The following is a 15,578-nucleotide window of genomic DNA, read 5'->3' as shown; positions in this document are numbered from 1 at the left end:
GCCTCGCTCCGATTACACTCGATCGTCTTCCGTTTACACTCACCTCATCCCGGGGCACGGTTGTTATTCGCCGGTCGAGCCGAGTTTCCGGAAGTCGTCGAGAGAGTAGGCGGTGACGGCGGACGGCGAGATCGTGAAGGCGGCGTCCCCCGACCAGATGATCCGGCGGACCATTTCGTCGTATGCCTCATAGCCCATTTCGTCGAGCTTCTTCTCGGTCAGATCCCCTTTTTTCACGATGCCGCCGGACGGGGTGATCTCATAGATGAGCGCCCCGCCCCCTTCATATGAGAGCTCCCCATTCTTTCCTTTCTCCTCGTAAATCATGACCGGAAATCCGTACAGGTTCCGGCTTTTATGCTCAAACAGCGCCTTGTGGTCGTACTGGACGTCCGAGCTCGTGCCGGTGCCCCCGATGATTTCCGTCGCCTGCTCTTTCGGCGCGGTCATGTCCGACACATCAAACAGGGAGATCTTCATTCCCGCCGTGCGGATGACCGGTTCCTTTCCGTCCCCTCCGCCGGTCACGACCGTGTCCTGGCCGAACCCGATAAGATGATCCTCACCGATCGGATGCAGGTAATTGCTGAAGCCGGGAATCTTCAGTTCTCCGAGCACTTCCGGTCCGGCCGGGTCCGACAGATCAATCGCAAACAGCGGATCGGTCTCGCGGAACGTCACGACATACGCCCGGTCGCCCATGAAGCGCGCCGAATAGATCCGTTCCCCTCTCGCAAGCCCCGTCACGGACCCCGTTTTTTCCATTTGTTCATTGAACACATGGACGGCAGACTCGGAAGGCCGGTCTTCATTCCACATGTCCCCGTCCGTCACGGCGATCCGGAAATGCCCGTCATGCTCATCCATCGAAAACTGATCGAGCGGCATGCCCGGCACTTCCCCGGAAGCGAGATAGCCCACTTCGGTTCCATCAAGCCCGAATTTGAAGATGCCCGTCGTTGCCGACCCCGGACCCGCAGCATCCTCTCTCATAAGCCAGTTCCCAAACGAGGAAGAAGTGATATACAGGTGTTCGTTCGACATGTAGAGTCCGCTCCCGTTTCCGAGATAGGCCTTCGTCTTGACGGAGCCGGTCTTGCCCCCGTCGATGTCGACCGACGTGATGACGCTGTACGAGTCGCCGTCCGTGCCCGGGAGTATCGTGATGTCCCCGGTGTCCATCGGTCGAATCTCATCCGACTTCCCGTCGCTTTCGTACGTGAACGGCCGGACGTCCCGCTCTTCCTGCGCCCACCACATCTGATGGACGTTCGTGACGACATACAGAACACCGTCGCTCAGCCGGGAACTGAGGAACCATCCTTCCGCGCCGGTCTCCCGCAGAATTTTCGGCTTTGCGGGAGTCGCCACGTCGTACAGCCTCACCGTGACGGCGTTCCCGCCGGCAGGCATGATCCGGTCCGTCGCCGCGCTTTTATCCGACTCTCCCGCCGGCTTCACCGGCTCCTCAAAATAACGGTGTCCGATCACGGCGAGCGTATCCCCGCTCAAGTAAAGCTGCGTCGGCATGAACGCCTGCTCTCCCGGAATCTCCCCGATTTCCGACGGATTTTCCGGGTTTCGGATATCAAAGACCCGGACCCCTTCCCCGTCAAGCGCCGTATATAGGAAATCGCCGTCCGTCTTGACGATATCCCCTTCATCGACCCCCTCCACCTGGATATTCGTTTCCGAGTGGTCGCTTCCGGCGCCCGCCGGTCCGGCGGCTTTGTCTTCAGAAGACGATTCCGTTTCGGCCATGAAGAACCGGTTCTGCCTTTCCCGGCTTTTGGCGATCCGGCGGAAATGATCTTCCAGTTCCTCGAGCGAAGCGACCGGCGCGATGCCTTCATGCACACTGAATTTCACCGTATCCACCGCCGGCTTCGTCCCGAACAGCCCGCCGAATGCAGACCGTTTCACATGCAACGTATACGAACCCGTCTCAAGCCCGCGGACATCGAGCCGGCTTCCCTCCACTTTCAGGTCCGCATTCACCGGCTCCCCGTTCTTCCCGGTGATTTTCAGGCTTCCGTCTTCCCCTGCATTCCGGGCCAGTTTCTCGCTGAACGCCGCCTGCCAGGCATTCCCGCTCATCGCGACCGGAGAAGCGCTCACGCCCGCCGTTCCGCCGAGACGGAAGGCGATCGCCAGCACGGCAACCAACACGGCCGCCCCCGCTCCGGCGATCCAGGCCAACTTCTTTCCTTTATTCATCCCAGGACCCCTCCCTTTTCCATTAGTCCGTTCTTCCATGGAAAGAGTTTCATTCATGCACCGCCCGCCGGTTGAATAAATTCTGAAAAAGGGATGGCGCCCGTCCGTTCGTTCCGATACATTGGATATGGGGATGTTTTCTTAAAAGACAAAGGGGGTTACTTAAAATGAAAACGCTCACAAGATTCTCCAACGCACTCATGGAGCGGTTCCTGCCCGATCCGTATATTTTCGTCGCACTCCTGACACTCGTCGTGTTCCTGCTCGGACTCGGGCTCACCGATTCGGGTCCGCTCGACATGGTCGTCCACTGGGGGGACGGCTTCTGGGGACTGCTCGCCTTCACGATGCAGATGGTCATCGTCCTCGTTGCGGGCCACGTTCTCGCCAACAGCCCGGTGTTCAAGAAGCTGCTCAGTTCGCTTGCCGGCATGGCCAAGTCACCGGGCTCTGCCATCATCCTCGTGACAGTCGTCTCGATCATCGCGAGCTGGATCAACTGGGGCTTCGGACTTGTCATCGGCGCGCTCTTCGCGAAAGAGATCGCCAAGAAAGTGACGAACGTCGACTACCGGCTGCTCGTCGCAAGCGCCTACGCCGGATTCGTCGTCTGGCACGGCGGGCTCGGCGGCTCGATCCCGCTTTCGATTGCGACGGCGGACCATCCGTTCGAATCGATCATGGGCATCGTGCCGACCTCTCAGACGATTTTCGCCGGATACAACCTGTTCATCATCGCGGTGCTGTTCATCACGATCCCGCTCCTGAACCGCTGGATGATGCCGAAGCCGGAAGACACGGTAACGGTCGATCCCGCGAAGCTCGAAGATCCGATCGAAGTCGAAGTTCCGGAGAAAAAGACGCCGGCCTCCCGCATGGAAGACAGCGTGATCCTGTCGATGCTCATAGGTGCACTCGGCGTCGTCTATCTTGTTAACCACTTCGTCCGCAACGGCTTCGACCTGAACCTGAACATCGTCAACCTGATCTTCCTCATTCTCGGCATCATCTTCCACGGGACGCCGCGCCGGTTCCTTGCAGCCGTGGCTAATGCAGTCAAGACGGCCGGCGGCATCGTCATCCAATTCCCGTTTTATGCGGGGATCATGGGCATGATGACCGCTTCGGGGCTCGCCGCCGTCATTTCGGACGCATTTGTCTCGATCTCCAATGAACACACATTCCACTTGTTCGCCTTCTACGCTGCGGGCATCGTCAACTTCTTTGTCCCGAGCGGCGGCGGACAGTGGGCCGTCCAGGCGCCGATCATGCTCGACGCCGCCCAATCGATGGGCGTTGACTACGCCAAGACCGCCATGAGCATCGCATGGGGCGACGCCTGGACGAACATGATCCAGCCATTCTGGGCACTGCCTGCTCTCGCGATCGCCGGACTGAAGGCGAAAGACATCATGGGATATTGCGTGTTCGTCCTTCTGTTGAGCGGCATTGTCATCTCGATCGGGCTTTACTTTTTCTAAGTCCATTAACAAAGCCTGTCCGGAATTCCTTCCGACAGGCTTTGTTCGTTCAGGACAGGCGAAGAGCGAGTGAGGAGAGTTTGGTCCTGAGTGAGGAGAGTTTCCTCCCGAGTGAGGAGAGTTTGGCCGCGAGTGAGGAGAGTTGGACCCTTTTCCCTCTGGTCACTGCCTGATAGAAGAAGAAAACGGGGCTCTCCTAACAGAGAGCCCCGTTTCTCATGCTTCCGGTTCCCACGCCGGCAACATCTTGTTCAGCGTTTTGTCCTCGCGGTAGCCGAGCACGTATTCCGCCTGCATGATCGTATGGATCTCACGCGTGCCTTCGTAGATGACCGGTGCCTTGGAATTCCGCAGATAGCGGGCGACCGGATAGTCATCGGAATAGCCGTAGGCGCCGTGGATCTGGACGGCGTCGTCTGCGGCTTTGTTGGCGAAATCGCAGGCCTGCCATTTGGCGAGCGACGTCTCGCGGGTGTTTCGGACGCCCCGGTTTTTCAACTCGCCGGCACGGTAGACGAGCAGGCGGCTCATCTGGTAACCCGCTTCCATATTGGCGATCATCTGCCCGACGAGCTGGTGCTTGCCGATCGGCTTGCCGAACGTTTCCCGCTCGTGGCAGTATTTCACGCTCGCTTCCAGGCAGGCCTGGATGAGTCCGACGGCGCCGGCCGCCACCGTGAACCGGCCGTTGTCGAGCGATGCCATCGCGATCTTGAAGCCTTCTCCCTCTTCGCCGAGCCGGTTTGCCGCCGGCACGCGCATGTCCTCAAAGAACAGCTCGCCAGTGTTGCCAGCGCGGATGCCGTATTTGCCTTTGATCGCTTTGGAAGAAAAGCCGGGCATCGTCCGCTCGACGATGAACGCGCTGATGCCGTGATGCTTTTTTGCCTTGTCGGTGTAGGCGAACACGAGGAAGTGATCGGCCACGTCACAGAGAGAAATCCACGTTTTCTGCCCGTTCAATACATAATCGTCCCCGTCGCGCACGGCGGTCGTCGACATCGCCGCGACGTCGGAACCGGCACCCGGCTCGGTGAGTCCGAATGCACCGATCTTTTCACCCTTCGCCTGCGGCACGAGGTATTTCTGCTTTTGTTCTTCATTTCCCCACTGTAGCAACGACATTGAGTTCAGGCCGATGTGGACCGACACGGCCGTCCGGAACGCGGTGTCCCCCCGCTCCAGCTCCTCACACAGAATCGCGAGGGAATTATAATCCATTCCGCTGCCGCCGTATTTTTCCGGAATGCAGACGCCCATGAAGCCCATCTCGGCCAGCCGTTTCCACAGTTTCGGGTCAAAGCCGCCTTCTGCGTCCCATTTTGCGATATGCGGCATGATCTCATCATCCGTGAACTGCCGGGCGGTTTTCCTCAACAGTTCCTGTTCCTCAGAAAATCGGAAATCCAAACTTGGCTCCCCCTTTCGCAATGCAGCCGACGATCAGACCGTCGCGGCTTCCTCGGATGACATCTCCTCGATGACGACGCCCCGCTTTTTCATCTCCTCGATATACGGCCCGCCCGGTACGATCATTTCCGGCGGATGGACGCCGCGCTTCGTGATCGTCCCGTCGCCGATCATCTGGGCGACGACGGAAATCGTGTTGGCGGTCGCGCGCGCCATCGCGGTGACATTCGTCTTTGGATCCTTCTCGGTGATCAGATCGTACTCAAAGTAGGCTTCGTGCCCGTCCTTCTCCCCTTTGACGACGACCCGGAGGAGGACGGCGTCTTTTTTGTCGCCGAGTTTGAGCTGCGGCGTCAGGTGCTCTTTCATGACTTCGCGCACTTTCACTTTCCGGCCGCCGATCGTGACTTCCGCGTCCCGGCCGAGCAGACCGAGGTCAACGAGCACGCCGAACTTCTCGGCATGGCCTTTGTATCGGATCGTCTTGTATTCAAGCGTCTCCAGTTGCGGGAACGATTTTGACAGGGTTGACGTGCCGCCCGACGTATGGAAGGCCTCGAGCTCGCCGTAGCCGTCGAACCAGATTGATTCGACTTCGCTGAGCGACGGGATCTCCTGCCAGCGGCCGTCCCGGATCACATGGGACGGGTCGGTGTAATGGTCGAACACGCCTTCCAGGGAGAAGACAATGTTGTAGTTCAGCGGCGGCTCGGGATCGGCCGGGATTCCGCCGACGAACAGCTTGACCGATTCGGCCTTGTCGAGCTTCCCGGCTCCGTAGCCGGTCAGGATGTTGATCATGCCCGGAGCGACGCCGAGGTCCGGAATGAGCGTGACACCTTTCTTTTCCGCTTGTTCAGACAGCCCGAGGACCGCGTCCGTCGCGCCGCCGATATGCCCGCCGAGGTCCACCGAATGGACGCCCGCCTCGATCGCCGTTCGGGCGACTTTCTCATTGAACGTGTAGAACAGCGCATTGATGACGACGTCGCCGAGCGACATCACTTCCTTCAGCTGGACGTCATCCGTCGCGTCGAGCCGGAGGATATCCAGCTTGTCCGACATGAGCTGCTCCGCGAATTCTTCCGCCTGGCGGACGTTCAGATCCGCCAGCCATACCTTTTCAACCTTCTCGCTTTTCACCAGGTCCCGTGCGGCTTCCTTCCCCATCAATCCTGCTCCGAGTACGACTACTTTCATCTCTTTCTCCCCTTTCTGTTCTGGTCATCAGGTTCCGGTCATTCGGTGTCGATCTGTGCGCGCTGCAGCTTGCCGCTGTAGTCCACGTAGATGCTCTTCCATTCAGTGAACACGTCGAGCGCCGCCACGCCGGAGTCGCGGTGTCCGTTGCCGGTGCCTTTCGTTCCGCCGAACGGCAGGTGGATCTCCGCGCCGGTCGTGCCCGCATTCACGTAGACGATCCCCGTGTCGAGATCGCGCTGGGCGCGGAACACTTTGTTCACATCCTGAGTGAAAATGGAGCTCGATAGCCCGTATTTCACACTGTTGTTCACTTCGATCGCTTCGTCCAGGCTGTCGACTTCGATGAGGGAGATGACCGGGCCGAAGATTTCTTCCTGGGCGATCCGGCTGTCCCACTTCACGTCGGTGAAGAGCGTCGGCTCGTAGTAGCAGCCGGCCGCGAGCTCCCCTTCATCGAGGATCTTTCCGCCGGCGAGCAGACGGGCGCCTTCTTCCTGGCCGATCTTGACGTATCCGTCGATCTTCTCGAGCGCCTTTTTGTTGACGACCGGTCCGACTTTCACCGATTCATCGAGGCCGTCGCCGATCGTCAGCCCTTTCATCTCCTCGAGCAGGCGCTGTTCCAGTTCCGATTTCACATCTTTATGCACGATGACCCGGCTGCATGCGGTGCATCGCTGTCCGGCCGTGCCGAACGCGCTCCAGAGGATGCCTTCCACCGCCAGATTGAGGTCTGCGTCATCCATGACGATGACCGCGTTTTTCCCGCCCATTTCAAGCGAGACTTTCTTCAGGTGGCGGCCGCCGAGCTCGGCGACATGCCGGCCCGTTTCCGTGGAACCGGTGAATGAAATGACGCGGATGTCCGGATGCTCGATCATCGCCGTCCCGACGTCCGATCCGCTGCCGAATACGACGTTCGCTACGCCCGGCGGAAGCCCGGCCTCTTCAAAGATCTTCGCCATTTCATACGCCATCATCGGCGTCTCGGTCGCCGGCTTCCAGAGGAATGTATTGCCCGCGACGATCGCCGGAAACGACTTCCACGTGGCGATGGCGACCGGGAAATTCCACGGCGTGATGAGGCCGACGACCCCGATCGGCGCCCGGACACTCATCGCGAACTTGTCCTGCAGCTCGCTCGGCACCGTCTCGCCGAACAGGCGCCGGCCCTCGCCCGCCATGTAGTACGCCATGTCGATCCCTTCCTGGACCTCCCCGCGTGCCTCCTCGATCACCTTGCCCATTTCTTTCGTGAGCACTTGTGAAAGGTGCTCTTTCCGCTCTTTCATGAGCCGGCCGATTTCATATAAGTAGTCCGCACGCTTCGGGGCGGGGACGAGTGCCCATTGCTTCTGCGCTTTCTTGGCCGCCTCGACGGCCTGGTCCACGTCTTCTTTGCCGGACAGGCGGACTTCGCAGAGCGTCTCGCCGTTCGCCGGATTCACGACGGCCGCATACTCTCCGCCCGTTGTCTCCTGCCACGATCCGTTGATGTAATTCTCGAGTTTCATGTCTGCATTTCCCCTTTCCATTTGAAACCGCTTTCATTATGACTATTTCGACATTTGATTGTGGATTCCTTCCCGGAACGCGGGGAAAGTTGCGGTGGCCGGAATCAAAGTTTTCTGAACATGCGGAGATGGAAATAAAAACCTGGATGACTCGCGGCCGGATGCGGACGACTCAAGGCGGAATGCGTCCGACTCAAGGGCGAATCCGGACGACTCAACCCCGAATCGGAACGATCCGCCCAAATTCCGGCCGTACACGAGAAACCCGCAGGCACATGGCCTGCGGGCTGACTGTTTTTATTCGGTTGCGGTCGTGTTCGTGTTCGTCTGTGTTTTCTGCACGGCAGCCACGCGTTCCGCCTCCTGCTGCTGGGCGGTCGGCGGCATGACCCGCTTGACGAAGAAGGTCAGCACAAGGGCGATCACGACGATGATCGTGCAGACGAAGTACGAGAAGTTGATCCCGTGCATGAGCGCCTGTTGGCCGATCTCCATTTTAAGGGAAGCCAGCTGATCAGCCGACATATCCGGCGAGACGTTCTTCATCGCGTCGGCCGCAAGCGACTCGGCCTCCGATTCGGTCCGTTTGTTCATGACCGTGATGAGGAAAGCGGAGCCGATCGCACCGGACACTTGCTGAAGCGTATTGTTCATCGCGGTGCCGTGCGGATTCATTATCTGCGGCAGCTGGTTGAGCCCGTTTGTCATGATCGGCATGTTGACCATCGACATCCCGAGCATCCGGACCGTGTAGACGGCCATGATATAGAAGTAAGTCGAATCGATCTGAAGCCGGCTCAGCAGGAATGTCGTCACAGCGGTGATGAGCAGGCCGCTGATCGCGAGCACACGCGGGCCGTATTTATCGAACAGCTTGCCCGTGATCGGCGACATGATCCCCATGACGATCGCGCCCGGCAGCATGAGCAGCCCCGAATGGAACGGCGAGATGCCGCGCACATTCTGAACGTAGAGCGGCGTGAGGAGCATCCCTGCAAACATGGCGATCGAGATGACGACCATGATCGCCGAAGCAAGGGCGAACATCGGGAATTTGTAGATCCGGAAGTTCAGGAGCGGCGCCTGCATGCTCAGCTGGCGCAAGATGAACGCCGTGAGAGAGATGGCGCCGACAACGATCGGCACGTACACATGCGCGCTGCCCCATCCTTTGTCACCGGCCATGCTGAAACCGTACAGCAGGCCGCCGAATGCGATGGTCGATAAAATAAGAGAAAAGAAGTCAAGCCGGACATCGCGCGTTTCCATGATGTTGCGAAGCTTGAGCAGCGCAGCCACGATGACGAAAATCGCAAACGGAAGCACCATCCAGAAAAGGACCCGCCAAGAATAGTGCTCGACGATCCAGCCGGACAGGGTCGGTCCGAGTGCAGGCGCGGTGATCATGACGAGGCCGAAGAAGCCCATGGCCGTCCCGCGCTTTTCGATCGGGAAGATGACGAGCATGATGTTCATGAGCAGCGGCATCATCATGGCGGAACCGGATGCCTGGATCATGCGCGCCGCGACCAGGAAGCCGAAGGACGGCGCGAGCGCCGCGGTCAGCGTCCCGATCGAGAACAGGGTCATAGCCGTCAGGAACAGGTTCCGGTTGGTGAACTTCTGGATAAAGAACGCACTCGCCGGGATCAGAATCCCGTTCACGAGCATGTATCCGGTCGTCAGCCATTGCACTTGAGCCGGGTTCACCTTGAATTCATCCATGATGACCGGAAGTGCGACGTTCAGGAGCGTGTTATTCAAAAATGCCACAAATGCTCCCAAGAACAGGATGGCGATCATTCCATATGGTATTTTGGCAGTTTGTTGTTCTTGCTGATTCACTCTTTCGTTCCTCCATTTCCAGGCATGATCCGATTATTGCGGGTTACGAATCAAACATGAGATTCATTTTATAACGGCGGTCCAATCTTTGCAACAAAAAAGACGGCACCACATTAAAAAATTGTGCAACCGGCATTAAAACAGTACAATAGACGCAGAACCGATGCATTGGACCAACGGTATAAAAACGGTTACAAAACTGCAAACGCCCCGATCGAAAGGTGATTGAATTGAACGAACGTAAGCAGCATGTCCTCCTTGCGGCACGGCGGCTGTTCCTCGAAAAAGGATTTGCCCACACATCGATCCAGAATATCCTGGACGAAGCCGGCATTTCCAAGGGAACCTTCTATAACTATTTCACATCGAAAAATGAATGCCTGATGGCGATCATCCAGCAGTCTTGGGAGGAGTCTGCGGTCCTAAGGGATGAGATCGCCTCGGACAGATCGGACGGCCCGGGAGTCCTCGCCGAGCAGATCATCATCCGGCTTCGGCTCAACCGGGACCAGAACCTCCTTCCGCTCTACGAGGCGATCCTCCACTCCGGCGATGCGGAACTGAGGGAGTTCATGGGAAGCATCCGGCTGTCCGAATTCGCCTGGACCGAGCGCCGGATCGTCGAAGTGTATGGAGAATGGACCCGTCCGTACGCAGCCGATGCGGCTGTTCTCCAGTTCGGCATGCTGATCCAGTTCCTCCAGCTCCAGTCCGCCATGAAGGCGCCGGTGGATTACCCGGGACTGGTCGACTACATCCTGAGACGGATGGAGGCGATCCTCGCCGATCTGGCCGAACACAATGAATACATGCTCCAGCCGGGCCGGTTCGTGAGTGAGGTAGTCGGACCCGTGCGCATTTCTCCCGCAAGGCTAGCCGAACAGATCCGGCAGCTCGCCGGCACCCTTCCCGAACAGCACCGGGAAACAGGAGAAGAATACGCCGGATTCCTCTCATCCGAACTTCAATCCGGCCAGCCGCGCCATCTGCTCGTGCGCACCGTCGCCGGACCGTTCCGGAAACTCTTCGAAGGCACGCCCGCTGAATCCGAGGCGCGCACCGCCATGGCAGACCTCTGGCAGATCACCAAGCCGCAGCCGGATCAGCCGGATGAGGCGAATTGAGCAATTCCCTGTAGGTTTCCCCAATTCACGGGGATGAACCTTCATTTAAAGCAAAGCCGTGCAGCCGGGTGACATCGCCCGCTGCGCGGCTTTTCATTCGGAACGGGACTTATTCCGGATCCCGCTGTTATTCCTTCCCTCCCGGCGGGTAATAATGCTATTGAAAGAAGAGCCCGGCGAAATTTCGGGCGGGGAGGTAGATGGAATGGCAGAAAACACGAACAACCGGCCAGCCGGCCCGGCCGCTCCCGAGAAGAAGAAGCCGAACCGGAAGCCGCTTTATCTGGCTTTATCATTTCTTGCATTAATCATCGTCCTGGTTCTTCCGTCCCCGGAGGGGCTTCCGGTGATGGGACACCGGGCACTCGCCATCCTGGCGTTCGCGGTCATCGTCTGGATGACGGAAGCCGTCACATATCCGGTGAGTGCCGCCATGATCATCGGGCTGATCGCCCTGCTTCTCGGCATGGCACCCGATATGGACAACCCCGGTGAACTGCTCGGCACGAAAGGCGCACTGAAGCTCGCACTCGGCGGATTCTCGAACAGCGCCGTCGCCCTCGTTGCAGGTGCCCTGTTCATCGCAGCCGCCATGCAGGCGACCAACTTACACAAACGGCTCGCCCTCTGGATCTTGTCGAGGGTCGGGACGAAGACGAGCGCGATCGTCATCGGGGCGATCATCGTCTCGATCATCCTGGCGTTCTTCGTGCCGAGCGCGACCGCGCGTGCCGGTGCGGTTGTCCCGATCCTGCTCGGAATGGTCGCAGCGTTCGGCCTGCCGAACAACAGCCGGCTCGCGGCGCTTCTCGTCATCACCGCCGTTCAGGCCGTCTCGATCTGGAACATCGGGCTGAAGACCGGGGCGGCGCAAAACATGGTCGCCATCGGTTTCATCGAAGAAGAGATGGGCCAGACGATCGCCTGGAGCTCGTGGTTCCTGTATGCCGCTCCGTTCTCGATCATCATGTCGGTCGTCCTGTATTTTGTCATGATCCGGCTCATCAAGCCGGAGACCGACAACATCGAAGGCGGCCGCGAAGTGATCAACAAGCAGCTGCACGAACTCGGCCACCTGAAGCCTGTTGAAATCCGACTGATCGTCCTGTCGGTGGTCCTGCTCCTCCTCTGGGCAACCGAGGAAAAGCTCCATCCGTTCGACACGACGACGGTCACGCTCGTCGCCGTCGCCATCATGCTGACCCCGAAGATCGGCATCTTCGACTCCTGGAAAACCGCCGAGAAGATGATCCCGTGGGGCACGATCATCGTGTTCGCGGTCGGCATCGCGCTCGGAACCATCCTGCTCAACACCGGCGGCGCCCAGTGGCTCTCCAACGAAGTGTTCGGCTCGGTCGGGTTGGACAAGATGCCGCTTCTGGCCACGATTGCGCTCGTCTCCATCTTCAACATCCTGATCCACTTAGGATTCGCCAGCGCCACGAGCCTGTCGTCCGCGCTCATCCCGATCTTCATTGCCCTCACATCAACGCTCGCGCTCGGCGAACAAAGCGTCGGGTTCGTCCTCATCCAGCAGTTCGTCATCTCGTTCGGCTTCCTGCTGCCGGTGAGCGCCCCGCAGAACATGCTCGCCTACGGAACCGGCGCCTTCACGGTCAAGGACTTCCTGAAATCCGGCGTCCCGCTGACGATCATCGGCTACATCCTCATCCTCGTGTTCAGCGCTACTTATTGGAAATGGATAGGGCTGCTATAAAAGCGGAGGGCGGCTGGTCAGGGGCGACAGGCATAAGACGGAATGCAGAGCGAGGCCTGCCTCGCGGCGCAGTCCGGCTTATGACCCCGAGCCCCTACCGCCCGCAGCTGGATATATTAAAAGCGGAGCGGGCCTGCACAGACCCGACAGGCATAAGGCGGACGGCGTAGCGAGGCCTGCCTCGTGAAGCCGGCTGACTTATGACCCCGAGGGGCTGGCCCGCGCAGCTGGATAGGGTAAAAGCGGAGGGCGGCTGGTCAGGGGCGACAGGCATAAGGCAGGACGCAGAGCGGATCCTGATCCGCGGCGCGGCATGACTTATGACCCCGAGCCCCTGCCGCCCGCAGCTGGATAAAGTAAAAGCGAACAGAAAACAGCCCTGCCCCGGTTCAATCTCCCGGGCAGGGCTGTTTCATGTTGATTTATTTTCCAAGACGACTTGCAAGCACGCCCGCGTATTTCTGGGCGGTCGCTTCGGATACGCCGAACCGTTTGGCCGCTTCCTTTGCGGTGAGCGGAGTGCCGGCCAGCAGTCCTTCATTCCCGGCGGCCAGGTACAGCCCGGCCACGATCCCGCCCGGCTTGCGGACGATCGGATTTTCTTCGACGAAGTACCGGGTCATTTCCTCCTGGAGGCGGGTGGCTGCAGGGGCGGCCGCTCCGTCTTCTTCCAGTGCCTGCAGAAGCATCGTGACGGCGCCGGCCTGTCCGCCGGTGAGCGTGGCCGTCTCTGGCGCGTTCCCTTGCCGGGCTTCTGCGGCGGCCGCCTCGACTTCCGCCTCTTCGGCCGGAGCCGGGATTGAATCCTCTTCCGCCGGCACTGCGAGGACCTCTTCTTCCTTGTCCCACGGAGTGAACAGGAGGCCGAATACCTCCATGAGCTGATCGGACAGGAATCCGGCATCCGGAACCCTTCCCTCCGACTCGGCCAGCCTCCGGATCCGTCCGGTGATTCCCGCGGCGCCGGCCGGGATGGAGTAAAGCATCGTCACCGGCTGGANAGGGCTGCTATAAAAGCGGAGGGCGGCTGGTCAGGGGCGACAGGCATAAGACGGAATGCAGAGCGAGGCCTGCCTCGCGGCGCAGTCCGGCTTATGACCCCGAGCCCCTACCGCCCGCAGCTGGATATATTAAAAGCGGAGCGGGCCTGCACAGACCCGACAGGCATAAGGCGGACGGCGTAGCGAGGCCTGCCTCGTGAAGCCGGCTGACTTATGACCCCGAGGGGCTGGCCCGCGCAGCTGGATAGGGTAAAAGCGGAGGGCGGCTGGTCAGGGGCGACAGGCATAAGGCAGGACGCAGAGCGGATCCTGATCCGCGGCGCGGCATGACTTATGACCCCGAGCCCCTGCCGCCCGCAGCTGGATAAAGTAAAAGCGAACAGAAAACAGCCCTGCCCCGGTTCAATCTCCCGGGCAGGGCTGTTTCATGTTGATTTATTTTCCAAGACGACTTGCAAGCACGCCCGCGTATTTCTGGGCGGTCGCTTCGGATACGCCGAACCGTTTGGCCGCTTCCTTTGCGGTGAGCGGAGTGCCGGCCAGCAGTCCTTCATTCCCGGCGGCCAGGTACAGCCCGGCCACGATCCCGCCCGGCTTGCGGACGATCGGATTTTCTTCGACGAAGTACCGGGTCATTTCCTCCTGGAGGCGGGTGGCTGCAGGGGCGGCCGCTCCGTCTTCTTCCAGTGCCTGCAGAAGCATCGTGACGGCGCCGGCCTGTCCGCCGGTGAGCGTGGCCGTCTCTGGCGCGTTCCCTTGCCGGGCTTCTGCGGCGGCCGCCTCGACTTCCGCCTCTTCGGCCGGAGCCGGGATTGAATCCTCTTCCGCCGGCACTGCGAGGACCTCTTCTTCCTTGTCCCACGGAGTGAACAGGAGGCCGAATACCTCCATGAGCTGATCGGACAGGAATCCGGCATCCGGAACCCTTCCCTCCGACTCGGCCAGCCTCCGGATCCGTCCGGTGATTCCCGCGGCGCCGGCCGGGATGGAGTAAAGCATCGTCACCGGCTGGATTCCGTTGTCCCGCTCACGCGGATCCGGCAGGACGGTTCCGAAGAAGACCGTGCCGTCCGGCGCATCGGTGTCGCCGGCGATTTTCATTGTCCGGACCGCCTCGCCGAACACATCTTCCAGGACGAAATGGCCGGAGTCCCGGCCTTCGAGCTTGGCGAGGAGGATGAACGGCTCCTGCCAGGAACGAAGAACCATCCGCACTTCTTCGCGGCCGGTCCGGGCCAGCATGTCGTCCAAGTATTTCTGCCACTCCTGACGGTGGACGGAAAACAGGAAGTGTTCGAATGCCGCACCTTCGATCACATCCGATTCCATCAGCCCGCCCAGATGGGTCATCCACGTTTTGATATGGAGGCTCAGTTCTTCCCGTCCGAGACTGGACGGCGCATTCCGGATATAGGCGGACATGATGCGCTTGAGTTCCGCTTCAGCGAGCGCTTCTGCCCCGCCCTCCTGTCTGCCGTGGCATTTTTTATATTTTTTCCCGCTGCCGCACGGGCATGGATCATTGCGTCCGATCACTGCCATCATTCCTTTGCTATTAAAAAAGCTGCCCAACCATTTTACCACTGCATCGCTCTCCGGTGTACCCCCCGGCCTGTTTACCGGCTGCGGCGGGCGGGGTATATGAAAGGGAGAAACACGAAAGGAAGGGATCCGGCGGATGGAGCATACCCGAATCGCCTATCGCGACCTTTACGAGGCCGCCCACTTTGAGAAACCGTCCTGGTATGACCGGAAGTCCGGTCAAGTCATCCAGCATGAGGTCCACCATGATGAGAACCGGTACATCGAGCTCCCCCGGTTCGACGACACGACCGACCAGCAGATGAGGGTGGAATTCACCCATACACTCCAGGACCGCCCTGCTCTTCAGGACCGGATCGGAGAAATTTTCGCGTACAACCGGCCTGTCGAAGAGTTTGAGGAGCTGCTCCAGCAGGAGGGGCTGCTGCACGATTGGAAAAACTACCGGGAACTCGCCCGCCAGCGGCTGCTGAATGAATGGTGCAGCAATCACGGCATCCGTTTCGACATGGACGGCATCTGAC

The 15,578-nt window shown here is 59.7% G+C and carries 11 protein-coding genes; 4 read left to right on the top strand and 7 right to left on the bottom strand.

Annotated features, from left to right (window positions below):
* Window positions 1-63: 63 nt before the first annotated feature.
* Window positions 64-2,217, bottom strand: coding sequence for a beta-propeller domain-containing protein (locus BN1189_RS08580; RefSeq protein WP_040227404.1), 2,154 nt, complete (start codon window positions 2,215-2,217; stop codon window positions 64-66).
* 167 nt (window positions 2,218-2,384) lie between these two features.
* Between BN1189_RS08580 and BN1189_RS08575 the strand changes: the two genes are divergently transcribed.
* Window positions 2,385-3,698 carry a short-chain fatty acid transporter gene (locus BN1189_RS08575; RefSeq protein ID WP_040227402.1) on the top strand — a complete coding sequence of 438 codons (1,314 nt, stop codon included), beginning with the start codon at window positions 2,385-2,387 and terminating at the stop codon, window positions 3,696-3,698.
* A gap of 216 nt (window positions 3,699-3,914) precedes the next feature.
* On the opposite strand, the gene BN1189_RS08570 is transcribed toward BN1189_RS08575, so the two are convergent.
* From BN1189_RS08570 to BN1189_RS08555, 4 genes are all read right to left on the bottom strand, one after another.
* Window positions 3,915-5,108: an acyl-CoA dehydrogenase family protein gene (locus BN1189_RS08570; protein ID WP_040227400.1), complete on the bottom strand. Its 1,194-nt coding sequence runs from the start codon at window positions 5,106-5,108 to the stop codon at window positions 3,915-3,917.
* A 33-nt stretch (window positions 5,109-5,141) separates the two neighbouring features.
* Window positions 5,142-6,308, bottom strand: coding sequence for a saccharopine dehydrogenase family protein (locus BN1189_RS08565; protein WP_040227397.1), 1,167 nt, complete (start codon window positions 6,306-6,308; stop codon window positions 5,142-5,144).
* Between the two features lie 38 nt (window positions 6,309-6,346).
* On the bottom strand, window positions 6,347-7,825 hold the full coding sequence (locus tag BN1189_RS08560; protein ID WP_040227444.1) for an aldehyde dehydrogenase family protein: 1,479 nt from the start codon (window positions 7,823-7,825) through the stop codon (window positions 6,347-6,349).
* A 297-nt stretch (window positions 7,826-8,122) separates the two neighbouring features.
* Entirely contained in the window at window positions 8,123-9,628 is a 1,506-nt protein-coding gene (locus tag BN1189_RS08555) for a DHA2 family efflux MFS transporter permease subunit (protein ID WP_052455768.1), read from the bottom strand.
* Window positions 9,629-9,900: 272 nt separating this feature from the next.
* Between BN1189_RS08555 and BN1189_RS08550 the strand changes: the two genes are divergently transcribed.
* On the top strand, window positions 9,901-10,794 hold the full coding sequence (locus BN1189_RS08550) for a TetR/AcrR family transcriptional regulator (RefSeq protein ID WP_052455767.1): 894 nt from the start codon (window positions 9,901-9,903) through the stop codon (window positions 10,792-10,794).
* A 205-nt stretch (window positions 10,795-10,999) separates the two neighbouring features.
* Window positions 11,000-12,511, top strand: coding sequence for a DASS family sodium-coupled anion symporter (locus BN1189_RS08545; RefSeq protein ID WP_052455766.1), 1,512 nt, complete (start codon window positions 11,000-11,002; stop codon window positions 12,509-12,511).
* A gap of 422 nt (window positions 12,512-12,933) precedes the next feature.
* On the opposite strand, the gene BN1189_RS08540 is transcribed toward BN1189_RS08545, so the two are convergent.
* Both BN1189_RS08540 and BN1189_RS16090 read right to left on the bottom strand, forming a co-directional pair.
* Window positions 12,934-13,503, bottom strand: a complete 570-nt coding sequence (locus BN1189_RS08540; protein WP_143242282.1) for a hypothetical protein — start codon at window positions 13,501-13,503, stop codon at window positions 12,934-12,936.
* Window positions 13,504-13,947: 444 nt separating this feature from the next.
* Window positions 13,948-15,096, bottom strand: a complete 1,149-nt coding sequence (locus BN1189_RS16090; protein ID WP_218922848.1) for an SEC-C metal-binding domain-containing protein — start codon at window positions 15,094-15,096, stop codon at window positions 13,948-13,950.
* 94 nt (window positions 15,097-15,190) lie between these two features.
* Between BN1189_RS16090 and BN1189_RS08530 the strand changes: the two genes are divergently transcribed.
* Window positions 15,191-15,577 carry a UPF0158 family protein gene (locus tag BN1189_RS08530; RefSeq protein WP_040227390.1) on the top strand — a complete coding sequence of 129 codons (387 nt, stop codon included), beginning with the start codon at window positions 15,191-15,193 and terminating at the stop codon, window positions 15,575-15,577.
* Window position 15,578: the final 1 nt, after the last annotated feature.

The organism is Bhargavaea cecembensis, assembly GCF_000826125.2.
Taxonomy (GTDB): Bacteria; Bacillota; Bacilli; order Bacillales_A; family Planococcaceae; genus Bhargavaea; species Bhargavaea cecembensis_B.
The sequence above is the reverse complement of the archived record's forward strand: the minus strand, read 5'-3'. Positions and strand labels throughout refer to the sequence as shown.